Origin of the sequence: Ferrimonas futtsuensis DSM 18154 (assembly GCF_000422645.1) — a bacterium.
Taxonomy (GTDB): domain Bacteria; phylum Pseudomonadota; class Gammaproteobacteria; order Enterobacterales; family Shewanellaceae; genus Ferrimonas; species Ferrimonas futtsuensis.
This window is the reverse complement of the sequence record NZ_AUGL01000006.1, coordinates 279,176-300,921: the sequence shown is the minus strand read 5'-3', so window position 1 is coordinate 300,921 and position 21,746 is coordinate 279,176. Positions and strand designations below refer to the sequence as shown.

General features: G+C 55.6%; 22 protein-coding genes. 11 read left to right on the top strand and 11 right to left on the bottom strand.

What is annotated here, in order from left to right:
- Window positions 1–357: 357 nt before the first annotated feature.
- Both G505_RS22990 and G505_RS0105060 read left to right on the top strand, forming a co-directional pair.
- Window positions 358–738, top strand: a complete 381-nt coding sequence (locus G505_RS22990; protein ID WP_157509051.1) for a hypothetical protein — start codon at window positions 358–360, stop codon at window positions 736–738.
- Window positions 739–883: 145 nt separating this feature from the next.
- Window positions 884–1,840, top strand: a complete 957-nt coding sequence (locus G505_RS0105060) for a DUF2971 domain-containing protein (protein WP_084643843.1) — start codon at window positions 884–886, stop codon at window positions 1,838–1,840.
- 212 nt (window positions 1,841–2,052) lie between these two features.
- Here the strand turns inward: G505_RS0105060 and G505_RS0105055 are convergent, their stop codons facing one another.
- Window positions 2,053–2,586, bottom strand: a complete 534-nt coding sequence (locus G505_RS0105055) for a hypothetical protein (protein ID WP_028108588.1) — start codon at window positions 2,584–2,586, stop codon at window positions 2,053–2,055.
- 755 nt (window positions 2,587–3,341) lie between these two features.
- On the opposite strand from G505_RS0105055, the gene G505_RS0105050 reads away from it, so the two are divergent.
- Window positions 3,342–4,706, top strand: coding sequence for an ammonia-forming cytochrome c nitrite reductase subunit c552 (locus G505_RS0105050; protein WP_028108587.1), 1,365 nt, complete (start codon window positions 3,342–3,344; stop codon window positions 4,704–4,706).
- 93 nt (window positions 4,707–4,799) lie between these two features.
- On the opposite strand, the gene G505_RS0105045 is transcribed toward G505_RS0105050, so the two are convergent.
- Window positions 4,800–6,209, bottom strand: coding sequence for an aminotransferase-like domain-containing protein (locus G505_RS0105045; RefSeq protein ID WP_028108586.1), 1,410 nt, complete (start codon window positions 6,207–6,209; stop codon window positions 4,800–4,802).
- A 293-nt stretch (window positions 6,210–6,502) separates the two neighbouring features.
- On the opposite strand from G505_RS0105045, the gene G505_RS0105040 reads away from it, so the two are divergent.
- Window positions 6,503–7,054: a redoxin domain-containing protein gene (locus G505_RS0105040; protein ID WP_245568329.1), complete on the top strand. Its 552-nt coding sequence runs from the start codon at window positions 6,503–6,505 to the stop codon at window positions 7,052–7,054.
- 100 nt (window positions 7,055–7,154) lie between these two features.
- On the opposite strand, the gene G505_RS0105035 is transcribed toward G505_RS0105040, so the two are convergent.
- Window positions 7,155–7,796 carry an HAD family hydrolase gene (locus G505_RS0105035; protein ID WP_028108584.1) on the bottom strand — a complete coding sequence of 214 codons (642 nt, stop codon included), beginning with the start codon at window positions 7,794–7,796 and terminating at the stop codon, window positions 7,155–7,157.
- A gap of 267 nt (window positions 7,797–8,063) precedes the next feature.
- Between G505_RS0105035 and G505_RS0105030 the strand changes: the two genes are divergently transcribed.
- A complete protein-coding gene (locus tag G505_RS0105030) occupies window positions 8,064–9,896 on the top strand; it encodes a C1 family peptidase (protein WP_035385082.1) in 1,833 nt (610 codons plus the stop codon).
- A 62-nt stretch (window positions 9,897–9,958) separates the two neighbouring features.
- Here G505_RS0105030 and G505_RS0105025 read toward each other — a convergent pair whose 3' ends face one another.
- Together G505_RS0105025 and G505_RS0105020 are read right to left on the bottom strand one after the other, a co-directional pair.
- Window positions 9,959–11,167, bottom strand: a complete 1,209-nt coding sequence (locus G505_RS0105025; RefSeq protein ID WP_028108582.1) for a multidrug effflux MFS transporter — start codon at window positions 11,165–11,167, stop codon at window positions 9,959–9,961.
- Between the two features lie 14 nt (window positions 11,168–11,181).
- Window positions 11,182–11,808 (bottom strand): recombinase family protein, encoded by a 627-nt coding sequence (locus G505_RS0105020; RefSeq protein WP_028108581.1) that lies wholly within the window; start codon window positions 11,806–11,808, stop codon window positions 11,182–11,184.
- Window positions 11,809–12,177: 369 nt separating this feature from the next.
- Between G505_RS0105020 and G505_RS0105015 the strand changes: the two genes are divergently transcribed.
- Window positions 12,178–12,504 (top strand): DMT family transporter, encoded by a 327-nt coding sequence (locus G505_RS0105015; RefSeq protein ID WP_028108580.1) that lies wholly within the window; start codon window positions 12,178–12,180, stop codon window positions 12,502–12,504.
- A 22-nt stretch (window positions 12,505–12,526) separates the two neighbouring features.
- On the opposite strand, the gene G505_RS22330 is transcribed toward G505_RS0105015, so the two are convergent.
- A complete protein-coding gene (locus G505_RS22330) occupies window positions 12,527–13,099 on the bottom strand; it encodes a TetR/AcrR family transcriptional regulator (protein WP_051215903.1) in 573 nt (190 codons plus the stop codon).
- 196 nt (window positions 13,100–13,295) lie between these two features.
- Here G505_RS22330 and G505_RS20610 point away from each other — a divergent pair, with 196 nt between their 5' ends.
- Both G505_RS20610 and G505_RS0105000 read left to right on the top strand, forming a co-directional pair.
- Window positions 13,296–14,006, top strand: a complete 711-nt coding sequence (locus G505_RS20610; protein ID WP_051215902.1) for a DJ-1/PfpI family protein — start codon at window positions 13,296–13,298, stop codon at window positions 14,004–14,006.
- Between the two features lie 97 nt (window positions 14,007–14,103).
- On the top strand, window positions 14,104–14,409 hold the full coding sequence (locus tag G505_RS0105000; RefSeq protein WP_028108579.1) for a hypothetical protein: 306 nt from the start codon (window positions 14,104–14,106) through the stop codon (window positions 14,407–14,409).
- A gap of 1 nt (window position 14,410) precedes the next feature.
- Here G505_RS0105000 and G505_RS0104995 read toward each other — a convergent pair whose 3' ends face one another.
- Window positions 14,411–15,364, bottom strand: coding sequence for a LysR family transcriptional regulator (locus tag G505_RS0104995; protein WP_051215901.1), 954 nt, complete (start codon window positions 15,362–15,364; stop codon window positions 14,411–14,413).
- 97 nt (window positions 15,365–15,461) lie between these two features.
- On the opposite strand from G505_RS0104995, the gene G505_RS0104990 reads away from it, so the two are divergent.
- From G505_RS0104990 to G505_RS0104980, 3 genes are read left to right on the top strand one after another with little or no spacing between them, the layout of a single operon-like run.
- Window positions 15,462–16,397: a universal stress protein gene (locus G505_RS0104990; protein WP_028108577.1), complete on the top strand. Its 936-nt coding sequence runs from the start codon at window positions 15,462–15,464 to the stop codon at window positions 16,395–16,397.
- Between the two features lie 12 nt (window positions 16,398–16,409).
- Window positions 16,410–16,853, top strand: a complete 444-nt coding sequence (locus G505_RS0104985) for a phosphate-starvation-inducible PsiE family protein (RefSeq protein WP_028108576.1) — start codon at window positions 16,410–16,412, stop codon at window positions 16,851–16,853.
- A 54-nt stretch (window positions 16,854–16,907) separates the two neighbouring features.
- Entirely contained in the window at window positions 16,908–17,693 is a 786-nt protein-coding gene (locus G505_RS0104980; RefSeq protein WP_084643842.1) for a hypothetical protein, read from the top strand.
- A gap of 48 nt (window positions 17,694–17,741) precedes the next feature.
- Here G505_RS0104980 and G505_RS0104975 read toward each other — a convergent pair whose 3' ends face one another.
- The 4 genes from G505_RS0104975 to potA are packed head-to-tail and all read right to left on the bottom strand — an operon-like array spanning window position 17,742 to window position 21,560.
- Window positions 17,742–18,785: an extracellular solute-binding protein gene (locus tag G505_RS0104975; protein ID WP_028108574.1), complete on the bottom strand. Its 1,044-nt coding sequence runs from the start codon at window positions 18,783–18,785 to the stop codon at window positions 17,742–17,744.
- A 52-nt stretch (window positions 18,786–18,837) separates the two neighbouring features.
- A complete protein-coding gene (gene potC / locus G505_RS0104970) occupies window positions 18,838–19,608 on the bottom strand; it encodes a spermidine/putrescine ABC transporter permease PotC (protein ID WP_028108573.1) in 771 nt (256 codons plus the stop codon).
- Window positions 19,601–20,461, bottom strand: a complete 861-nt coding sequence (gene potB / locus G505_RS0104965; protein ID WP_028108572.1) for a spermidine/putrescine ABC transporter permease PotB — start codon at window positions 20,459–20,461, stop codon at window positions 19,601–19,603. The genes potC and potB overlap by 8 nt, the downstream gene beginning before the upstream one ends.
- Window positions 20,448–21,560: a spermidine/putrescine ABC transporter ATP-binding protein PotA gene (gene potA, locus G505_RS0104960; protein ID WP_028108571.1), complete on the bottom strand. Its 1,113-nt coding sequence runs from the start codon at window positions 21,558–21,560 to the stop codon at window positions 20,448–20,450. The genes potB and potA overlap by 14 nt, the downstream gene beginning before the upstream one ends.
- Window positions 21,561–21,746 lie beyond the last annotated feature (186 nt).

The window sequence follows — 21,746 nt, the reverse complement described above, 5'->3', positions numbered from 1 at the left end:
CAGTCTCAAACGCAAACTGACTGGCTTTGGCAACTATTTTGGTTTGCCAGATAACAGCCGTAGCCTCACAGGCCTGTACAAGCATGTCATCGACAGTTTGTACAAATGGTTGAATAGGCGAAGTCAGCGGCGCAGTTACAACTGGGCAGGCCTGAAGCAGATGCTAATGTGTTTTGGAATTAGGGGGATGCGAGTTCGCAGACGTAGTAACGTTAAAGTGGACTGGTATCTGGGCGCGTGTATTACACGAGCATATGTATAACTGAGGAGCCGGATGCGGTAGTTCCGCACGTCCGGATCTGTGTGGGGGCGGTACAGGTAACTGGCCGCTCTACCACGACTGCATAAGGAATAATGATGAAATCTCAGAGTCCGATTGAAGTATTTGAGCGTGAATTCCAACCTATTGTAGACAAGTTTAAGTACTTCGAATTTTCCGTAGAACAAGCAAAGTCTTCAAGTGAAGACTGTGTCTGGCATCCTGGTGTTTACGTATGGGTTAGTAATTGTGATGGTGTGCTTCGCGTTGGACGTAGTTTGACTAACTCTCGTAAGAGAGCATTAGAGCATATCCGAGATAACACCGGAGGTGTCATGGCTGAATATGGTGCTGATGCAGAAACTAGACTTTGTCTATTCAATGTGCGAGAACCAATTGATTACCATTGGGTTGCAGCTTTAGAAATATTTCTTGAAAAGTCTCTGGAGCCTAAGCTCAAAGCAGGTCGCCAGGGATAATGCATAACAAGCACCTGAAGACACAGGTGCAAAACGCTTGGCTTGCGCTCGTACCAGGCGGATTTTAGCCAAGCTTTGTTTTGCGCCGCTTAGACGGGGCGTTGATATTGGCAAATCATGGTTTAATAGTGTTGGAAGAAGTTGAATGACAGTTTTGTATAAATATATGCCATTAAGGGCTTCTTTCTTTGATGATCCTCTTTTGCGTCTTACTCCTCCATCAAAGCTTAATGATCCTTTTGACTCAAAACCAACGGATGCAGGTATTGAGAAAAAAATGGGATTTTTCTTCAACGACAGTGATTGTTTTGATGATGAAATAGATGAGGGTGAACCGGAAGGATTTGATCCTGAGCAAGTGAAAAAATCATACGAAAACGACCTAAGAAATAGGTTGGATGAGTTCGGGATAATTTCCTTAACAGAAGACCCTTATAATCTGCTGATGTGGTCTCATTATGCAAATGAGCACAAAGGCATAATTGTTGCCGTAGCTTGTGACGATAATACATTCACTTTTCATGATGAGCTCTCAGGAAGGTGCAATGTGTCGCAAAAAACACCTGCAAGAGTCATCTATAGCAACCGCAGACCAGGCATTGAAATGCCTGATGACACTATCTATGAATATTTTGAAGACAATTTCTATAAGCACTTTGCGCTGATAAAGGGTGACAACTGGATTTATGAAAAAGAACATAGGTTTTTGTTGAGGCTAAATGAAGCTGACGTAGCTATTTTTGAGTGTGTGTCAGAGGAATGGATAAAAGAGCAGGAAAATAGCAAGGTTTCCGTGACACACCTTGGTGGTGTCAAATATAAGGCTGAAGTACTTGAAAGTGATCGAAAAGATATCCTTCCTTGGTGGTTGAGCTTTGCACAAGGAGGAAATAAAATATCTAATGTAATGCATTTTAAACGACTGCAGCATCAGTCAATTGAAGGAGTATATTTTGGTTGCAGAGTAACAGATGAAGAAATAAATGCAGTCATTGATAAGATAAAGAGTAATCCAAGTTTCGATCACGTAGTTTCAATATACAAGGGTGTAGAAAGTACTGACAGATTTGAGATCGATTTTAAAATGCTTTGCTCTGTGTAAACACCAATATAACAAATGCTTTCAGTTCGTTCCGAGGCTTCGCGCTTCCACCCGACGCCGCCGTCTGCGGTGCGGCTGAAGCAGAATGGGTAGGGAGCAGCTCACGCATCAAGGATTCTCTATGACCGCTTCGTGGCGGTAGCTGCCGTTCGGAGGTGTCTCTGCGAGACTTTGAACGAAGTTATTTTTAATGTCATCAGTAAAACGCTGTGTCAAAGTTTTTTGAAGCTCAATCCTGTTAAAGAACTAGCCTCAACATATTCTTTGAATCTAGATGATACGGTCAAGCCATAGTGTTCGAATCCCGCCATCTTGAATACTGGCGGTAAGTTGTCATCAAAATCCTTGAATGCAAACTTTTTAACTCCGGTCACATATCCATCATGGTAAAGTAGTTCCGAGTTGCACGTGTCGACAATGTCCAATGTCGTTGTTGGGTGAAAGAAAAACACTCCTTTAGAGTCTAACTTCATTGGAATCCACTGCCCAAACCCATTGAGGATAGACTCAAGCTCTTGCTTTCCCTCTTCGACAACCAGAAGCCCACCAACAAAAAAATCCTTAAAGTGAGTAATTTTATGGCCTCTACTGAAAGGGTCATAAGTAAGTTCCATACCATCAAACTCACTGGCAATAGCATCGGTACCTAAGGTTGCTTTTCTGAACCGCCTTACGTCTTGAGTATTTGCAAAACCTACAGCGAAAGAGTCTTCATCATACTCTAGATGGTATATGTTGTTTATCATGACTTATGCTCTATTTCGAACTCATTCTCTATACAGAGAAAAGTAGGTTTTGGCTTACCTAGGCTAAAGCAATCTTCGCTTCTCTTTGTACAGGCCAGCGTGTAAAGCAGGGTGTGAGTGGTCCTACTGCTGTTTCTCGGTGCATCCTTGAGGAGTAATCATACTAAAACTCAGGGGTGTTAACACCTGTCTTAAACCCCACTGCTTGAACCAGTACGGTATAGGCATTGCCGTACGGAGATGCCTTTGGAGCCGATACTCTACCAACCTCAATGGCAACTGCCTTTCGGCTATTTTCGGTTACTAAGAGTCGCGGGGTAGGGGGATGGGGCAATATGTGCAACGATTGGCACAGGGACTGTTGTCGACGTTCTAACGTCAGATCTGCGGTACTTGAGTCCTAGAGCAATGCTACAACAGCAGTCTGAGAAAGTGGCTGACTATTGCTACCTTACGCGCTTGATTAAGGTGTTGATTTCATGACGCTATGTCTTGTGCAGTGTCTCAGAAGGAACATTTGTCTTTTCGAACTTTTATCAGGTTTTCAGCTTTGGATAGGCAACTTTGCCTTGTCCAATTTTTAGCTGGTCGACAGTAAATTTTTTCAAAAACTCAAACTGATTTCGGCAAAATGTGGCCTATAAGGTGATCCTAAATCGGTTTCCCGGCCAATACCCCCAAAGGGGTATGCCTGCGGTTTTCGCACCTCCCTATGATTTCTCCCGAGAGATAAGAAAAACCTCGGAGAGGATGATATGAAACACCTAAATAAACTCGCTGTAGCCGTTACCATTGCCGTGATCAGCGGCTCTGCTTTGGCGAAGAACGCGCCAGAAGACGCCAACAACATTACCTGGAAGGATAAGTATCCTGAGCAGTACACCTCTTGGGCTTCCACCATTGAGTCCACTGAGCAGGGCGACATTCTGGAGCACGATCCTATGATCGTGATTCTGTATGGCGGCTATGGTTTTGCCAAAGACTACAACAAGCCTCGCGGTCACCAGTTCGCTGTTGCGGATCTGACTCGCAGCCTGCGTACCGGCGGCCCTATGACCGATTCCGAAGGCCCAATGCCTGCTTCTTGCTGGGGTTGTAAGACACCGGATCTGGGTCGTATGTACGACAAGATTGGTGAAGGCACCTTCTCTGACAAGACGTGGGGCGCCACCGGTCATGAGATTGGTAACAACGTAGGCTGTGCCGATTGCCATGATGTCGAAACCGGCAAGCCCACTCCTGCTCGTCCGTTCGCCATGCGTGGTTTTGCTGCCGCAGGTCAGAAGTTTGAAGACCAGGAAGCGAACATTCAGGCTGCCATGACCTGTGCTCAGTGCCACGTGGAATACTACTTCGACGGTACCGACCACAAGAAAGTGAAGTTCCCCTGGGACGGCGGTCAGAACCCCGACGCCATGCTGGCCTACTACGATGCCCTGAACTTCAAGGACTGGACCCACAAGATCTCCAAGGCCCCCATGCTGAAAGCTCAGCACCCCGAGTGGGAAACCTGGCAACCTACAGTACACGCCGAGATGGACGTGACCTGTATCGATTGCCACATGCCTAAGGTTGAGAGCGCGTCTGGTAAAGAGTTCACCAAGCACAACGTTGGCAACGCCATCGACAACTTCGAGCAGACCTGCTCCAACTGTCACGACACCAAGGCCGAGCTGGTTGACACCATCGCCATGAACAAGAAAGCGGTTCACAAGGCGCAGCTGGCTGCCGAAGACGTCATCGTCAAGGCGCACTTCGAAGCCGGTGAAGCCTGGAAGGCGGGTGCGACCGAAGCGGAGATGAAGGGCGCGCTGAAGCTCATCCGTCACGCTCAGTGGTACTGGGATTACGCCATTGCCTCTCACGGCATCCACGCTCACAACCCAGAGCTTGCCCTGGAAGAGCTGGCTAAAGCCAAGAAGATTGGTAAAGAGGCCCGCGCCAAGCTCAAGACCGTACTGTCCAAGCATGGCGTAGCCAAAGTGAGCTTCCCTGACTACTCAACCAAGGCAAAAGCTCAGGTGCTGGTAGGTCTGGACAAAGCCAAGATGGATGCGCAGAAGAAGAAGTTCCTGGAGCAGCGCGTACAGAAAGAGTGGCCCATCAAGGTTCAGTTTTAATTTTACCCTCTGAAACGTGAGTGAGGCCCTGGAAAGGGCAATAAGTAAAAGGACGACCCAATCGGGTCGTCCTTTTTTTGTTTAGGCCAGTGCCTACAACATGCTTCTGATGAGCTCGCCCAGGGTTTTGATGGCATTCAATCTTGAGTCGGTGAGTTCGAACGACACATTCAAACGAAAACAATGGCTGTGGAAGTCGCCGGCAGAAAACATCTTGCCGGGGGTAATGCAGATGGCTTCGTTCAATGCCTGTCGATAGAGCTCGGTGGCGTCCAGCCCTCTGGGCAGCTCTAGCCACAGGAAATAGCCGCCATCGGTGCAGTTGATGTTCACCTCGGCAGGCAGGTGATTGCGCAGGGCCTGCCAGGTGGCAAACTTTCTCTGTTCCAGGGTTCGGCGCAACAGACGCAGGTGGCGTTCGTAGTTGCGCGTAGACAGGTAGGATGCCAGTGTCATTTGGATGGGCGCACTGGTGGAGAGCGTGCTCATCATCTGCAGCTTCTGAATGGGCACCGCCATCTTGCCCGCGGCCACCCAGCCGATACGAAACCCGGCAACCAGGGACTTGGAAAAGGAGGAACAGTGCAGCGCCTTGCCGTGACTGTCGAAGGCTTTGGCCGGCAGTGGCTTATCGCTGCCGAAGTAGAGCTCATTGTAGACATCGTCCTCAATCAGGTAGACATCGTACTTGGCCAGCAGCGCCATCAAGCGCTTTTTCTTCTCCACCGACAGGGTAAAGCCCAGGGGATTCTGATGATTGGTCATTAACCAGCAGGCTTTCACCCGGTGGGATTGCAGGGCATCCTCCAAAGATTCCAGGTCGATGCCCTCTGTCGGGTGAGTCCTGATCGAGAGCGCCCTTAGGTTCAGTCTTTGCAGCGACTGCAGTGCGCCGTAAAACGTGGGGGATTCCACCACCACCCAGTCGCCCGGTTGAGTGACCGATTGCAGGCTCAGGTTCAGCGCCTCAAGCGCGCCGGTGGTGATCACAATCTCATCGGGGTGCACCGTCATCCCCTGAGCGGCATAGCGCTTGGCGATGTGTTGCCTGAGCTCCAGGTTTCCCGGTGGCAGGTTGTCCATGGCACTGGATGCCGACAGGGTGCGCGCGGTGCTGATCAGAGACTTGTTGACGTGTTGGCGCGGGTAGAGTGTCGGGTCCGGGTACACCTTGCCAAAATCGGTGATGTTGGGCGTTCGGCTGGCCTGCAGCACTTCAAACACGAAGTCGTTGATGTCGACAGATTCTGTTTTCTGAACCGGTTCATTGGAAGGCGTTGAGTCGGTGTTTTCAATTTTGGGGGCGACCACATAGCCTGAACGCGCCCGGGAGACTATCCAGCCCTGACTCTCCAGTACCTGATAGGCGTGCACCACCGTCATCAGGCTCACCCCCGCCAGTTCCGCTTGCTTCCTGAGGGAGGGGAGCTTCTCTCCGGTTTGCCAGATCTCGTTTTGGATCTGCCCGCGGATCTGCTCGATGAGCTCCTCGTATTTCTTCATGGAGATCAGTCTCTCATCATCACTCTTACCGGGTGTCTGCCATCATACCAGCTCAAGGTGCCATCTGTTATGCATAAACGTGCCACTTTTGTATCTATTATGGTTTTTGTTATGCCCATAGAATCCAAACTGTTTCCTCTCCTGGCCTGATGAGGTTCTTGCATTGGGTGCATCTTCATCAGGGTCTGGAGGTGGAAAGCTGGCACATCACCCGGTTTCGATGCCCAGGGCGGCAGCGTTTGTGATGGTGCGGACGATCGACGAGTGAACAAACCGATCTGATTTCATGCTTGATGAGTCAGGGGGAAGACAAGGTGATGATGTCAAAGAAGGTCAAAGGCGGGTCTCAGTTTCCCTCTATCGAACTGCCTAAATTGGGTGGCGGTAGAATCAATCTAGGTGTGCCGGAAAGGAAGACCAACTGGAAAATGGTGGTGGTGTATCGAGGCGGCCACTGCCCGATGTGTACCCGCTACCTGAAGAAGTTAGGCAAGGCCAAGCCGGATTTCGCCAAGCTGGGCGTGGATATTGTTGCGGCCTCTGCGGACAACGAGTCCCAGGCGCTCGAGCACTTCATGCAGCTCAAGGTTAACTACCCGGTGACCTACGGCCTAACCGTAGAGATGATGCGTGAGCTGGGCCTGTACATCTCCCGGCCTCTCTCCACGGGTGAGACCAATCACTTCTATTCTGAACCCGGTGTGTTTGTGATTAACGACCGCAACGAGGTTCAGATACTGGACATCTCCAATGGCCCCTTCGCCCGGCCTGAGATTGATGTGCTGCTAAGCGGCATCGATTTCATTCGCGACAAAAACTACCCGGTTCGGGGCACCTTCGACTGACATCAGGCCGGTTTGCTGGGCCTTCATTGTTGCGCCCGTGATTGACAGGCCGCAGCTAGAGCTGCGGCCTTTCTCAAACTGACGCTCACATCGAGTTGCCTTAGCGCAATGACTCCAGCACCTGCACCATGGAGGGCATCACCCTGTGGCCCAGCGCGCGCACTTCATCGTCGGGCTGCACCAGGTCGGGGATCTGGTAGGTGATCATATTGGCCGCCACCGCTGAACGCACGCCGTTGTTGGAATCTTCGAAGGCGAGACAGGTGGCCGGGTTTACTTCCAGGCGGTTTGCGGCCAGCAGGAAGATCTCCGGGTCAGGCTTACCGTTCTTCACCTCGCAGCCGGTGGCCAGCGCGTCAAAGTACTTGTCCAGTCCAGCCAGTTCCAGCTTGCGCCTGGCAACATCATTCACCGTAGAGGTGGCCACCGCAGTGGGGATGTCGTTGGACTTCAGCCAGCTCAGCAACTCCACCACGCCCTCCTTGATGGGGATGGGCTCATTTCTGACCACGCCGTGGTATCGCACCCGCCACTCTGCATCCAGTCTGTCCAGATCATCGCCATAGGCTTTGCGAAAGATTCGCTCTATGCCTACGGAGTTGCGTCCAATGATGGACAGGTACACATCTTCAAAAAAAGGCAGGTTTTGGACGGCACAGGCTTCCTTAAAGATGCGCATACACAGGCGCTCGGTATCCAGAAGCAGGCCATCCATATCAAATATGGCGGCTTGAAAAGTCATGGTGGGGTACAGCACAGGTTGTTCGAAGGGCGGCATTATGCCACAGCTTATGGCGTCGACCCCTCGCCGTTTTTGAAAAGCTTGCAGTGGGGCGGGCTTTATTTGGGTTGAAGCGGTTGTTGGCCAGTGTTGCCTTTTTTGACCTGGGCACAGCTTTTTCGCAGGCGACTGGATTATGGTGAGTCCATCCGCCGCGCACTGTCCGATGCCAGCCTGTGTGGCTACTCTTATTCTGTATTCAAATATCCAAGGATTGGAGCCCTGTCTATGTCAACACAACACCCTATTCTCAATGCCATCGCCGATGCGCCGGACTTGCGCGATCGCTACTACGAACCCAGCTTGCAACCCATCAAACCGGTGATGCCGCCGCCTCGTGGGCTGACCATTCTGGATCAGGCGGAGGAGGGCGCCTGCACCGGCTATGGCCTGGCGTCCACCATCAATCTGCTTTATCGCCAGCAACAGAAGAGCGACAGGGTCAGCCCCGCCATGCTCTATCACCTGGCCCGGCGATTCGACCGCTGGCCGGGCGAGGATTACCTGGGCTCAAGCTGCAGAGGGGCCATCAAGGGTTGGAAGAACTCCGGGGTGTGTCTCGAAGAGCTGGACATCAATATGACGGGCACACAGGGCCCTGACTTTGACCGCTATCAGTTTGATGCGGCCATGCTGGAGGACGCCCGCAAACGCACTCTGGGTGCCTACTATCGGCTGAGACCGGTCATCAGCGATTTCCATGCGGCCCTGAACGAGATTGGGGTGATCTTCGCCTCTGCCCGGGTCCACCCAGGCTGGCTCACTCCGGTGCGGGATGACGACGATGAGATGGTGATACCGGACGGCGATCTCACACAATCCGGCGGCCACGCCTTTGCCATCGTCGGTTATAACGCCAAGGGGTTCTGGATTCAGAACTCCTGGGGCGAGACGGGCTGGGGCCAGGGCGGTCTTGCCCTGTGGAAGTATGAGGACTGGGCCCAAAACCTGATGGATGCCTGGGTGGTGCAGCTTGCCTTGGCGACGCCTCAGCTGTTCGGCTTGCGCAACCAGACGGGCACCAGCGCCCGGGCGGACAGTCGAGCTGCTCTGGGCAGCGTGGCCAGACAGGAGATTGAAAATCACTTTATTCACTTCGACGATGGCAGCTACGACCAGGAGGGCCGCTATTGGAGCAACGCCAACCATGTGGAGCTCATCGGCCAGTCGCTGCGCCGCAGCCAGCAGCCCCATCTGCTGCTGTACGCCCACGGAGGTTTGAACAGCACCAAGGCCTCTGCCCGGCGGGTGGCGGCGATGCAGCGCACCTGGATGGCCAACGGCATCTATCCCATCCATTTCATGTACGACACCGGCCTGATGGAGGAGATCAAGGATGTGGTGCTGGGCAAACAGGCGCGTACAGACAAGGTGGCCTCAGGGTTCAGCGACTGGCTGGATAAGCGCATCGAACGGCTGACGCGCCGCCCAGGGCGGGCGCTGTGGCGGGAGATGAAAGCCGGTGCGTTCGCTCCCTTCATTGACGATGAGGCCGATGGCAGCAGCGCAGTTGCGACGCTACTGCAGTACATCAATCAACTGCCGGTACGCCCCAAGATTCATGTCATCGGTCACTCCACCGGGGCGATACTCCACAGCCATCTGTTGCCGCGGCTTTGTCAGTTGTCTGACGAGCTGGAGATCGCCAGTTGCAGCCTGATGGCGCCGGCGGCGACCCAGGCGTTGTTCAAGCAGAACCTGATGCCCCTGGTGAACCGGGAGAAGATCCGGGAACTGACGGTGTACAACCTCAGTGAACAACTGGAACTGGATGACAACGTGGCCCTGGTGTACCGAAAGTCCTTGCTGTATCTGGTGTCACGGGCCTTCGAACCCGTTCAGTGCGCCAAACTGCTCGGCATGACCCGATACATGGGCGAACTTGAGCTTGAGAGCGACAGGGTTGAGTTTGTCATCAGCCAGGGCCGTTCAGCGGGGCGCAGCGCCAGCACCAGCCATGGCGGCTTCGACAATGATCCCAACACCATGAACGACATACTGCAGCGGATTCTGGGCCGGGTACCCGAGCACCCGTTCACCAAAGAGAGCCTGGATTACTGAAGGGCCTCAATCGCCGCCGGACGGACCGGCGGCCGACATAACCTGAGTCTGCTAAAGGGTCGTCAGCTTTTCTCCAGGGCGCTGTCGGAGGTCATTTGAGCTGCCGGGGTGGTAAAGCCGCGGCGAATGTTGAGCAGGTTAATGCCGGCAAACGCCACCATCACCAGTGACAGGTGCCAGGCCTGACTGAGGCCCATCTGCACCAGCGTCAGACTGACGATGGAGGAGATCACCATCTGACCGCCTCCGGACAGGGCGGCGGCGGTGCCGGCCTGGTGGCGGTAGGGCTGCATCACCATCGCCTGGGCACAGGGGAAGGAGATGCCGTTACCCAGGATCATCAGAAATTGCCCCAGCATCAGGTACAGGGGTTCCACCGGGCAGAAGAACAGCCAGATGGCCGCTATGCCGTGCAGGGCCGGGCCCCACATCAGCATTCTGCGGGTGCCGATGACCGGACGCAGCCGATTGCACAGACTGGTGCCCGCCAGCATCCCCAATGCCGGGATCAACGCCCACATGGCGTACTCATCCGAGTGCATGCCAATCTGGTTTTGCATGATGAAGGGCATGATGGACACCGTGGTGATCATCATGCTGAAGTTAAGCCAGCCGATGCTGGCAAAGCTCATGAAATAGCGGGAACCCAGCAGCTCACGGTATTGTTTCATCATGGTGTTGGCGGAGGGAACCGCCGAGCGCTGCTCCACCGTTTCGGTGAACCTCAGCGCCACGATGGCCCAGGCCAGGGACACATAGCCGAGCAGGGAGATGAACACCATGCTCCAGCCGAAATGAGCGTTGATGAAGCCGCCCAATACCGGCGCGATCAATGGGGTAATGGACGCCACCATGGCGATGTAGGAGAGGGCCACAGGCAACTGCTCGGCATCGAAGCGGTCGGTGGTGGTGGCTCGGGCCAGCACCGCACAGCAACCGGTGCCCAGGCCCTGCAGCAGTCGTCCCGCTAGCATGGCGCTGAAGGAGTGGCCGAAAAAGACGATGATCAGCAGGCCGAGTATGGCGATAAACAGCCCGGTGAGCAGCACTTTCTTGCGGCCCAAGGCGTCGGAGATGGGGCCGTAGAGGAACTGCGACGGGCCAAAGCCCAGCAGGTAGAAGCTGACCAGCAGTTGGGCCTGCTCCAGCGAAACGTCGAAGTCTTTGGCTATCCAGGGCAGGGAGGGAAACACCAGGCCCATGCTGAGTTGGCCGACGCTGATGATCAGGCAGGCGAGGAGAATGGTTCTGAACTTAAAGGGTTGTCTCAATATCGGTCTCCGGTTTATTGGGGAGATTTACCACGCCGTCTCAGGCCGCCGTCATCGTCGATGCCGCTCAGTTTGGCTTTCACCCGTTTGACGGTCGACAGGCTGACATCGCACTGTTTCGCCACGCTCTGCAGGGTGTGGCCTTCCAGCAGCAGGGCCGCGATGGCCTGATGTTTCGCCTTGTCGGCGGGGCGGCCGCGAAACTTCTGCTGCCACAGCTCGGGCTCCTCCTTGATGGCGGTGCGCGCCTGCTTGGCGGCAAACAGCCTGTGTTGGGTCTGCACCTGGTCATAGCCGGTCAACAGCGCCAATAGCGTTTGAGTTTGCTGGCTGCCGGGTTCGAAGCGCAGGGGCTGACAATGCAGTTCCAGGGTGACGCCTTTCTCCAGCAACCGGTTGACTGTGCTCAGTACCTGACAGAAGTCGCGGCCAAAGACGGTCAGCCACCAGATGGCCAGGGTATCGCCGCTCTTAAGCCGCTTGAACAGATCACTAAACTGTGGCCGCTCGAAAGGGGGCACGAAGCCTTTGACTTCGTCGACCCGATGTTCGGCGCCCGGGTGGGCCGCGGCCAGTGCGTCCAGGTGTTCCTGATAGGCACGGTTTTTGGGGGAGAAGCGCGTGTAGAGATAGACGGTCATGGTATCTCAAAGTTGGCTCACAAAGTGTAATGGGTCATAAATATACGCCGGTTCATTATTCTTTTCAACACCAAATGAACCCATGGCCCGGTGTTAATGACCAAAGGCCTGTTTGCCGGGGCCTTACTCTGGCAGTTGAAACAAGTGCGGTTAGTCGGTGAGATGAGTAGCCTCAAAAGGATAGGGCGTCGACCTACGTAAACTGAACGGCAAGACCTATAAGCCGCTGGCGGGGAATGCCGCAGCACGAGATAGGCCAGCCTTTGTTTGTTACCTGTAAGCAATAGAGATTTGCGTTGTGGCGGGATTATCAAATTCAGCCAGGGTAATACACTGCGCACCACGATATTCAAGGTAGTGGGCGCAACGATGTACTGGGTGTTTTTGTTGATGGGCGTGGCCGCCGAGGCGGTGTCTCATGTGGTTTTGAAGGCCACCGATGGCTTCAGCAAACCTGGCGCCATCGCCGTGGTGCTGTTGGGGCACCTGTCGGCGTTTCTGTTTCTGGCTTACGCCATGAAGGGGATGCCGGTCGGGGTCGTGCATGCCCTGTGGGCCGGCATGGCCATTGTTGGGGTCAACCTGCTTTCCATTTTGCTGTACCGGCAGCATCTGGACTTTATGACCTGGCTGGGGATGGGGTTCATCGTTGCCGGCGTGGTGGTGGTTAACCTCGGGCAGGGGCACAGCCACTGATGGCCAGGCTTGCGTTGCCCCATTAGGGGTTGAGCGCCGCCGTCACCTGGGCCCGGATAAGCCGTTGCAGATTGGCGGCTTTCTCCTCCATGCCAGTCTGTTTGGGGCCATTGACGGCCTGGCCGATGAACTCGATAAACAGGGCGGCCAGGGCGCCGGAGAGATCCGTCAGCGCCATATCAAAGCGCTCTGCACCGAACACCTCGGTTAACTGAGTTTCAATCTGCGCAGCCAAGTCCTGCTTTAACTGTCGACTGGCCTGGCTCCAGTCGTTACCCAGCTTGTAGGTTAGGGAGCGCCGGAAGCCGCTTTCGTTGCTGAAAAAGGCAAGCAGCCTCACCACCGCATCACTGGGAACCGGACTCAGCCACTGTTCAGCCTGGTCGTAGCTGGAGAGCAGCCTGGCGAAAAAGAGGCGGTGCAACTCATAGAAGATATCCAGCTTTCGCTCATAGTGGCGATAGAAGGTGGTCTTGCCCACATCCGCCTGCTCAATGATCTCGGTGACGGTGATGTCACAGTAGTCCTTGTCGTTCAGAAGAGTCTGAAAGGCCTGCATGATGCGTTTTTTACTGCGATTGACTCTGGTATTCATCGATGGACGTGGGTGATGGCAGATGGCCTTAGGGTAACGCGTCCCTCTTGCATGGCAAGGGTGCGCTGGCGCTGTGTGCGCCAAATGGAACGAATTGGGCAGATAGTCCCGTTTGGAACTTTGTCCGGTGAGGGTCTCTATTGGCGGTTAGGGCTCAGTGTCATAGTTCGCAGCACATCAGTTAGCGGAGATCACCATGAACACTAGCTCACACTCTGTCGGCGATGGCGGACTCGCCACCCCCCTGGAACAAGGCAAGCTCAATATCGGGATTTTCCTGTTCCCAGGCATGACCATGATGGACGCCTACGCCCCTCTGCAGGTCTTGGCGGTCAGCGGCCTGTTTAACGTTTTCACCTTTGCCAAGACCCCCAGCCCGCTGCCCAGTGACGCCAATGTCAGTCTGCTGCCAAATTACGGGTTTGCCGACACCCCGCCCATAGATGTTCTGATTGTGCCAGGTGGTGCCAATCCATCGGACCAGATGCAGGATGAGGAGGTGGTCGACTTTTTGCGCCGGTCAGGGCGAGCGGCTAAGTACGTCACCTCGGTGTGCACCGGCGCCCTGATCCTGGCCCAAACCGGTTTGCTGGATGGCTACCGGACGGCCATTCACTGGGCCTATGCCGACGCCCTAAAAGCGTTTCCCAATGTCACCTTTGAGTCCCGACGCATCGTCCACGACCGAGATCGCATCAGTGGCGGCGGGATTACTGCCGGGCTGGATTTTGCCCTCTACCTGATAGGGGAGATTGCGGGAAAGCAGCAGGGCGCGGCCATGGAACTGCTGCTGGAATACGACCCGGCGCCGCCATTTCAGGTGGGCCACCCGGCGCGTGCGCCCCTGGCACTGAAGCAGGGGATTCAGGCCAAGGTCATGGAACTGGCGCCCGGGTTGTTTGGTTAGCTCGGGGTTCGCCAGGACTGGCCGAGGAATCGATATCACTCTATGTTGGACTTAAGGCCGTTGAGTGGAGGCGGTTGCCACCGTTTTGGGAGCCAACATGGATTCGTTACTCGTTCTGTCTTTTATGCTGCCTTTCGCTATGCCAGTAACAGCCCTGATACTGGCTGCAGTTTGCATGGTGTCTGGTGGCCTGGCGGGGGCGTTCATCAAAACCCGAATCGCCTATTTGATTGGCATGGGGGCGTCATGCGCGCTGTTCATGTTCAATCTGCTGGTTTTGACCGAACCGGATGTGCTCAATGGCATCGCGCTGCTCTGGATTCCCTATCTTTGCCTGACGAGTGCTCTGGGCACCGCCTTGGCCCATCATAACTACGGATTTGGGAAAGCGAGGAAGGCGTAACTTAAGGTGACGAAGCGCTGAGCTGGGAGTGGGGGGCCAGATAGTCATTGCCCAGGTAGTCGATAAAGGCGCGGGCCACGATGGAAGTGTTTCTGTGTTGTGGCCAGACGAAGTGCCAGTGGGTGACTATGGGCAGCTCTTTGACCGGCAGGATCTTTAGCCTGTCGTCGCTCCCCAGTTTGAGCGCATGCTCAGACAGGATGGACACCCCCAGTCCCGCCGCCACACACTCGCGGATCGCTTCATTGCTCTCTATCACCATCCGTATGTTGAGCTGGACACCCAGTTCCCTGAGGTTTTTTTCCAACGCCAGGCGTGTGCCGGAGCCGGGTTCCCGCAGGATAAAGGGCTCATTGGCGATGTCATTGAGCTTCAAATTTGGGTGCGCCATCAAGGGGTGATGGGCTTCGGCCACCAGATAGAGCGGGTTTTCCAGAAACTCCTGGCTGTGAATGGGCGGAGACTCGGGCAGGTGACTGACCACATAGATGTCGTCCAGCCCGCGGTTGAGACGCTCAAGAATCTGCTGGCGGTTCACCACGGTCAACTGCATATCCACGAAGGGGTGTTGCCGCAGAAAGGGCCCGACGATGTGGGGAATGAAATACTGGGCTGTGGTGACCACGGCAATTTTCAGTGTGCCGGATTTCAGCTCCCTCAGGTTGGCCAGCTCCATCTCCAGCAATTCGGCATTTCGCAGCATTTCACTGGCATAATTGGCGAGGATGGCCGCACTTTCGGTGAATACCATCTTCTTGTGATGTACCTGATACAGAGGGGTTCTCAGCTGTTCGCTGAGCTTCTTCAGCTGAATGGAGACCGTGGGCTGGGTCAGATGCAGGCCCTTGGCGGCCTCGGTGATGGAGTGGTGCTGGTACACCGCCAAAAACACCTGCAGTTGACGCAGGCTGACGCCGCGAATCATCAACTGTTTACTCAGTTCCAGTTTTGGCATTGATAAAAGCCTATGCTCAGCATGTAAAACATTTAGTTTAGATAATGCTTGAGCCGGTGCATAGTGACCTCCAGTTAGGCGCAACCTGGAGAGAACCATGGCACGAACCAACATTCTTATCCCCATCGCCCCTGGCCAGACCCCCAGCCCCGCGCTGGATGAGCTGGTGTCCTTTGCCGACAAGACCGGCGCCCCAGTCCGGCTGCTGTCGGTGGTTGAACAGTTCCAGATGCTGGGTGTTGGCAACATCTCACTGCTGGATCTGCTTAAGCGCTCCATCGAGGAGCAGCGAAAACAGTTGATCGATATCGCCAGTTCCCTGACCGACAAGCACCCCAAGCTTCGGGTACACATTGAGGTGCTCAGCGGTAAGCCTTTCATCGAAATCATCAAGTATGCGTCCAGCATCAATGCCAGTGTCATTGGTCTGGATGCCTCTCGCAGTCACAAAGCGTCGACCTGCCAGTACGGCAGTACCACCCGACACCTGATGCGTAAATCGGATGTGCCAGTGTGGGTGGCCAGGCCCTGCCTGTGTCAGGGTGTCAGGCGCATTGCCGCGGCTGTGGATGTGGTCAGCAGCGATCTTGAGGTGGTGCATCTGAATGAGCGCATCATCTCCAAGGCCAAGGAGCTGGCGGAGCACTATGACGCCGAACTTCGTATTTGCCACGCCTGGAAGCTGGATGCGGAGGGTTACCTGAGAAGCTGGGCCAGGTACAACGACACTGAGATCGCCAAGGTGGCTCAGGAGGAGGAGTACCAAAGACGTCTGAGGCTGGAGGCGCTGACGGAGCGACTGGGCCTGAGCCTTAACAAGGTAAGCCTGGCGCTGCCTGAGGGGGATGCCCAAAGCCAGATCCCCAGCCTGGTGGAGCGGGAGAAGGTGGAGCTTCTGGTGATGGGCACCTTGTGCCGCAGCAACCTCTCCGGTTTCATCATGGGCAATACCGCCGAACGGATGCTGGACAACGTGCGTTGCTCGGTGCTCACCATCAAGCCTGAGGGGTTCCACTCTCCGGTGTTGGAGTAACAGGAGATGCAGATGCAGATCGATCCCCAGGACAGGATGCAGTTTGAACTGCAACGGATCATCCATTGGTCGGTGCGAGCCCTGTCGATTCTGATGGTGTTTGTGATTGTCATGGGGGTGATCGACGTTGGCTGGACTTTGTATGAGAAGCTGATGGCGCCGCCTTATTTCATCCTGACCATCTCAGACATGCTGGCCACCTTCGGCGCCTTTATGGCGGTGCTTATTGCCATAGAGATCTTCATCAACATCACCATCTACCTGAGGGAGAACGTGATACACGTGAAGATCGTCATGGCCACGGCGCTGATGGCCATCGCACGTAAGGTAATCATCATCGATATGGAGCAGACCGACGTCATGTACGTGTTCGCCATCGGTGTGGTGGTGCTGGGCATGAGCGTCGCCTACTGGCTGATTCATCAACTGCCCCGCAAGCAGCATCTGGAGGAGTAGGGGGCGCCGAACTCTATACTTATCGGGTCAGCCGTTGGCAACAACAGAGGTGTTATGGCAACGACAGAGCCGACCCGGCTGGGTAAACAGCATCAGCCATGGCGACTTGGGGTATTGGCCGCCGTGATGCTGGTCCCCTTTGTGCTGTTGGTGGGACTGGCGCCGATTCAGCAGGACCCGTCTTATCATGACTTCGCCGATACCAGAGAGGTGCTGGGCATACCCAATGGGCTGGATGTGCTGTCCAGCCTGGCTTTTTCCCTGGTCGGCGTCCTGGGCGTGATTCATTTCGTCAGAGGTCGGCTCGAAGCGTGCCGGGGGGCCTGGCCGGCTGTGTTTGTCAGCCTGGTGCTGGTTGGCTTGGGATCCGCTTATTATCACTGGCGTCCCAGTGACGCCACCCTGGTTTGGGACCGATTGCCCATGGCCTTGGGGTTTATGGGGGTGCTGGTGGCCCTGCTGAGTGAGCATCTGCATGCCCGTGTGGCTACTTTACTGGTGCCTGCACTGGTTTTGGGTCTGGCGTCCGTGAGCTACTGGTATTGGCGAGAGGATCTCTGGCTCTATGTCTGGGTTCAGTTGATGCCTGTGCTGATCATCCCCCTGGTTGTTGTTCTTTTCCCGTCTGGTTATTCCCATCAGTGGCTGCTGCTGGTGTGCTTCGGCTGTTACCTGCTGGCCAAGGTTGCCGAGCTCTACGATGGGGCAGTGTTTGGAGCTACAGCAGGCTGGATCAGCGGTCACACCCTGAAACACCTGCTGGCGGCCATGGGCGGATACGCCATTTTGTTGATGCTCAAGCAGAGGCGTCCGAGTCAAGGTATGGTCTCAACGGCATAAAAAACGCCGCTGAACAGCGGCGTTTGCTTTGTGCAGAATGCCAGCGGCTTAGTTGCCGGTACGCAGCTTCTGCCAGTACTTGTCGTAGATACGCACCGCTTCGCCCACATCGGACTGGAACTCACCGGCTTCGATGACCTCCTCTGGTGGGTAGACGATGGGGTTGTTGGCAAACGCTGGGTCCAGCATCTCCTTGGCGGTTTTGTTGGGGGTGGGGTAGCCCACCTCTTCACACACCTTGGCGGCCACGTCGGGGCGCAGCAGGAAGTTGATCAGCTTGTGCGCCGCGTCCACGTTCTCGGCGCCGGCAGGGATGGACAGGTTGTCCATCCAGAAGATGGCGCCTTCCTTGGGGTAGATCATGGTGATGGCCGGGTCGTTCTTGTTGGCCTCGAACGCAGAGCCGTTCCAGATCATCCCCAGGGATACTTCACCGGCCATGTAGGGCAGGGAAGGGGTGTCGGAGTTGAACACCAGGGCGTTGGGCATCAGTTTCTTCAGGTACTGATAGGCTTCCTCCAGCTCTTTGGGATCGGTGGAGTTGGCGGAGTAACCCAGGATGCGCAGGGCCATGTGGAACACTTCGCGCTGGTCGTTCATCAGCATCAACTGACCTTTCCACTTGGGATCCCACAGATCTTTCCAGCCGGTAATGGTGGCCGGGTCGACGAAATCGGTGTTGATGCCGATGCCGGTGGCGCCCCAAACGTAAGGGATGGAGTACTGGTTGCCGGGATCGTAAGCCTTGTCCAGCATCACAGGATCCAGGTGCTTGAAGTTGGACAGCTTGGACTGGTCGATGGGCTGCAGCAGGCCCTCGTCACGCATCTTGGCAACGAAATAGGTGGAGGGCACCACGATGTCGTAGCCCTTGGCGCCGGTCAGCTTCAACTTGGCGTGCATCGCTTCGTTGGAGTCGTAGGTGGTGTAGATCACCTTGATGCCGGTCTCTTTCTCGAATTCGGTCAGCAGACCCTCTGGAATGTATTCAGACCAGTTGTAGAAGTAGACAACGTCGTTGGCCGCCTGGGAGGCGAAGCTGCACAGGGCGATAAGCGCAGCAGACGCGGATTTAGCCAGGGTGCGGATCATTGTTTTTGTTTCCTCAAATCAACGGTGTTGGTAAATATTACGCAAGCGAAGCTTACGCCGTTTTTCGTTTCAGTATCAACTGCGCTGCGGCAACCAGCAGCAGCGACAGGATAAGCATCAGGGTGGCCAGGGCGTTCACCTCGGGGGAGACGCCCACCTTCACCATGGAATAGATCTTCAGCGGCAGAATTTCATAGGCCGGGCCGGTCACGAAGGAGCTGATGATCACGTCATCCAGAGACAGGGTGAAGCTTAGCAGCCAGCCGGCGAAGATGGCCGGGGCCGCCAGTGGCAGGATGATCTTGCGAAAGATGCGCCATTCGCTGGCCCCGAGATCCCGGGCCGCCTCCAAGATGGCGTTGTCGAACCCCTTGAACCGGGCAAACACGGTCACCACCACGAAGGGCAGGCAGAAGGTGATGTGGGCCATCAGCAGGGACCAGAAGCCCAGGGCCACCCCGAAGCTGACGAACAGCGCCAGCAGGGAGACCGCCATGACGATGTCAGGGGAGGTCATCACCACAAACAGCATGCCATTGAGCGCCATCTTGCCGCGGAAGCGGTAGCGGAACAGGGCCACGGCGGCCAGGGTGCCGATGGCGGTGGCCAGGGTGGCGGAGAACACCGCGATGGTCAGGGAGTGACGGGCCGCTTCCATCAGGCCGGCGTTGTCGATCAGCGCCTGATACCACTTGCCGGTCAGCCCCATCCACTTGATGCCGTACTTGTGGGCATTGAAGGAGTTGGCCACCAGCACGGCGATGGGGGCGTACAGGTAGGTAAACAGCAGGCCAAGGAAGCCCCATTTCAGAAACTTAGACATCGAGCTCCTCCTTGCGGCGCAGCATCTGACCCACCTTGTGGTAGACAAACAGCATCACCGCCATCATCGCCAGCAGGGCCACACTCAATGAGGCGCCGAAGGGCCAGTTCTGGGCCACCAGGATCTGGTCCTTGATCAGGTTGCCAATCAGCGGGTTTTTCGCCCCCTCCAGCAGATCGGAGATGTAGAACATCCCCATGGCGGGCAGGAACACCATCAGACTGCCGGCGATGATGCCGGGCAGGGTCAGAGGCAGCACTATGGTGCGGAAGATGCGCAGTTTGCTGGCGCCGAGATCCCGTGCCGCTTCGAGGTAACTGCCGGGCAGTTTCTCGATGCTGGAGAACAGAGGCAGAATCATAAAGGGCAGCAGAATGTAGACCATGCCGATGAGTACCGCGGCCTGGGTGTACATCAGCCGCATCGGGGTGTCGATGATCCCCAGCTCCAGCAGGCCCCAGTTGAGGACGCCGCGGGTGCCCAGGATGATCTTGATGGCATAGGTGCGGATCAGCGAATTGGTCCAGAAGGGGACAATCACCATAAACAGCAGAATGCCGCGCACCCTGGGGCTGAACTGGGCGATAAACCAGGCGGCAGGGTAGCCGATAAGCAAGCAAAGTAGTGTGGTGATGCCGGCAAGATAGACGGAGTAGCCTACCACTTTGGCGTAGATGGGGTCGATCAGCTGACCGTAGTTCTCCCAGGTGAACTTGAAGATCACCAGGTCGTGAATGTCGGACGTGAGGAAACTGGCGACCAGCACCATCAGATTGGGGACCAGTACGAAGCTCACCAGCCACAGGCTGATGAGTCCGATGGAGAACCACTTGAACTTGTTACTGGCCGTCATAGGGCAGGACCACCTCCCAACTGGGCACCCAGGTCACGGCGACCCGCTGGCCCAGGCTATGGTCCACATCGGGGTCGTCTTCGTTAAAGAACTCGGATACCTGAATCTGCTGGCCGTTCTCCAGGGCGATCACCGAATCCAGCGTCATCCCTTTATAGGTGCGTTCGGTAACGGTGCCGGTAAGGTACTGGCTGTCACCGCCGGCCGGGATCTCCTCGAGACGCAGGTCTTCAGGCCGCAGCAGGACGTTGATCATGCTGCCCACGTCCAAAGGCTGTTCGCTGTATACAGGATAGGTCTTGCCGCTGATGTCGCAGCGGTAGTGACGCTCATCCATGGGCTCCAGCACCTTGGCCGGGAACAGGTTGGACTCGCCGATAAACTCGGCCACGAAGCGGTTGGCGGGTGTCTCATAGATCTCTTTGGGGGTTCCGGTCTGCACCACCACCCCGTCGCGCATCACCAGGATGCGGTCTGACATGGACAGGGCTTCCTCCTGATCATGGGTGACGAAGATAAAGGTGATCCCCAGCTTGCGCTGCAACTGCTTCAGTTCGATCTGCATCTGCTTGCGCAGTTTGTAGTCCAGGGCACTGAGGCTTTCGTCGAGAAGCAGCACCTTGGGGCGATTGACCACCGCCCGGGCGATGGCGATGCGCTGCTGCTGACCGCCAGAGAGCTGATCCGGCTTACGCGACGCCATGGCGTCGAGCTGCACCATCTTCAGGGCGTCGATCACCCGCTGTTTGATCTCCGCTTCCGGCACTTTGGCGGTGCGCAGCCCAAAGGCGACGTTGTCGAACACCGTCATATGGGGGAACAGGGCGTAGCTCTGGAATACGGTATTGACGTTACGCTGCTCGGGACCCAGGTGGGTGATCTCCTGCCCTCCCAGAAGGATGCGGCCGACGCTGCACTCCTCCAGGCCGGCGATCAGTCTCAGCACGGTGGTTTTGCCGCAGCCGGAAGGGCCCAGCAGAGTGACGAACTCGCCGTCAAAAATGTCCAGGGACAGGTTGTCGATGATGGTTCTGTTGCCGTCATAGGACTTGGTAACAGAGTCCAGGCGGACCAGGGTCTCTTGAGTGGAGTGACTCATGGGCGATTCCAGTTCAAGGCGCCAGTGCGGCTTGGTTAAAAAAGCAAATTAAGGCGGCGAATTCTAGTGGTTCAAAGGCAAAACGCCAAGCAATGTTTTCGCTGTAAAACCAAGGTATTTTGCGCGCATTCTCACGATGTGCGCCAGATCACGCTGCGCAATAAACTCCCTTAGAAACAGCAGCGT

Excerpts from the sequence above, each read along its gene's own strand:
- G505_RS22990 (WP_157509051.1), top strand. The coding sequence starts at position 358 with ATGAAATCTCAGAGTCCGATTGAAGTATTTGAGCGTGAATTCCAACCT.
- G505_RS0105060 (WP_084643843.1), top strand. The coding sequence starts at position 884 with ATGACAGTTTTGTATAAATATATGCCATTAAGGGCTTCTTTCTTTGAT.
- G505_RS0105055 (WP_028108588.1), bottom strand. The coding sequence starts at position 2,586 with ATGATAAACAACATATACCATCTAGAGTATGATGAAGACTCTTTCGCT.
- G505_RS0105050 (WP_028108587.1), top strand. The coding sequence starts at position 3,342 with ATGAAACACCTAAATAAACTCGCTGTAGCCGTTACCATTGCCGTGATC.
- G505_RS0105045 (WP_028108586.1), bottom strand. The coding sequence starts at position 6,209 with ATGAAGAAATACGAGGAGCTCATCGAGCAGATCCGCGGGCAGATCCAA.
- G505_RS0105040 (WP_245568329.1), top strand. The coding sequence starts at position 6,503 with ATGAGTCAGGGGGAAGACAAGGTGATGATGTCAAAGAAGGTCAAAGGC.
- G505_RS0105035 (WP_028108584.1), bottom strand. The coding sequence starts at position 7,796 with ATGACTTTTCAAGCCGCCATATTTGATATGGATGGCCTGCTTCTGGAT.
- G505_RS0105030 (WP_035385082.1), top strand. The coding sequence starts at position 8,064 with ATGTCAACACAACACCCTATTCTCAATGCCATCGCCGATGCGCCGGAC.
- G505_RS0105020 (WP_028108581.1), bottom strand. The coding sequence starts at position 11,808 with ATGACCGTCTATCTCTACACGCGCTTCTCCCCCAAAAACCGTGCCTAT.
- G505_RS0105015 (WP_028108580.1), top strand. The coding sequence starts at position 12,178 with ATGTACTGGGTGTTTTTGTTGATGGGCGTGGCCGCCGAGGCGGTGTCT.
- G505_RS22330 (WP_051215903.1), bottom strand. The coding sequence starts at position 13,099 with ATGAATACCAGAGTCAATCGCAGTAAAAAACGCATCATGCAGGCCTTT.
- G505_RS20610 (WP_051215902.1), top strand. The coding sequence starts at position 13,296 with ATGAACACTAGCTCACACTCTGTCGGCGATGGCGGACTCGCCACCCCC.
- G505_RS0105000 (WP_028108579.1), top strand. The coding sequence starts at position 14,104 with ATGGATTCGTTACTCGTTCTGTCTTTTATGCTGCCTTTCGCTATGCCA.
- G505_RS0104995 (WP_051215901.1), bottom strand. The coding sequence starts at position 15,364 with ATGCCAAAACTGGAACTGAGTAAACAGTTGATGATTCGCGGCGTCAGC.
- G505_RS0104990 (WP_028108577.1), top strand. The coding sequence starts at position 15,462 with ATGGCACGAACCAACATTCTTATCCCCATCGCCCCTGGCCAGACCCCC.
- G505_RS0104985 (WP_028108576.1), top strand. The coding sequence starts at position 16,410 with ATGCAGATCGATCCCCAGGACAGGATGCAGTTTGAACTGCAACGGATC.
- G505_RS0104980 (WP_084643842.1), top strand. The coding sequence starts at position 16,908 with ATGGCAACGACAGAGCCGACCCGGCTGGGTAAACAGCATCAGCCATGG.
- G505_RS0104975 (WP_028108574.1), bottom strand. The coding sequence starts at position 18,785 with ATGATCCGCACCCTGGCTAAATCCGCGTCTGCTGCGCTTATCGCCCTG.
- potC (WP_028108573.1), bottom strand. The coding sequence starts at position 19,608 with ATGTCTAAGTTTCTGAAATGGGGCTTCCTTGGCCTGCTGTTTACCTAC.
- potB (WP_028108572.1), bottom strand. The coding sequence starts at position 20,461 with ATGACGGCCAGTAACAAGTTCAAGTGGTTCTCCATCGGACTCATCAGC.
- potA (WP_028108571.1), bottom strand. The coding sequence starts at position 21,560 with ATGAGTCACTCCACTCAAGAGACCCTGGTCCGCCTGGACTCTGTTACC.